This is a genomic window from Streptomyces daqingensis, from assembly GCF_014645895.1.
Taxonomy (GTDB): Bacteria; Actinomycetota; Actinomycetes; order Streptomycetales; family Streptomycetaceae; genus Streptomyces; species Streptomyces daqingensis.
Window position 1 is genome coordinate 1 of sequence record NZ_BMMP01000049.1, and the last position, 538, is coordinate 538.

General features: G+C 36.6%; 1 protein-coding gene. It reads left to right on the forward strand.

The window, feature by feature from the left end:
• On the forward strand, nucleotides 1-463 hold a 463-nt coding region (locus tag IEY56_RS28780), incomplete at its 5' end, for a hypothetical protein (protein WP_229712270.1).
• Between the last annotated feature and the right edge of the window lie 75 nt (nucleotides 464-538).

Consider the following 538-nt stretch of genomic DNA (forward strand, 5'->3'; position numbering starts at 1 on the left):
AGCGATCTGTTATTGTGAAAGCAAATGCCCTATGGAATTAATCAACGCTTCACCGGGTAAAGACTTTAACAAGACACAAGATAGCTTCTTGGACATCAAATTCTCAACACCCAATCAATTAGAGCAATCCCTCAACGCTCTTAAAAACAAGCTCAGCGCATTCTTTTCAAAACACCCTGATAAACATAACGGCATGGAGTTTAATGAAATAGCTAAAACTCAAATAGAAGCGCTTTATATGCCGCAATCTAGCGGTGATTTTGATGATTTTCGCAAGGATCTTGAAGATAGCATTAAAAGTTTTATCAGAGCGAAAAAAAATCGTTATGGTTTTCCTAAAATCTTTGATGTTGCAGACATAGAACAAGAAGAGAGGGAAGTCATTAAATGGCGAGAAAAAATAGAGCGTCAAAACAAAGCTATAAACAAAACCTTCAAATCAAAAAAATCGCTAACGATTTAAAGCGCAATAAGGTAGTGGATAAAATAACGATTTTAAGCGTGATAGACGCCGATTTAGAGCGTGGTTTTATCCCGC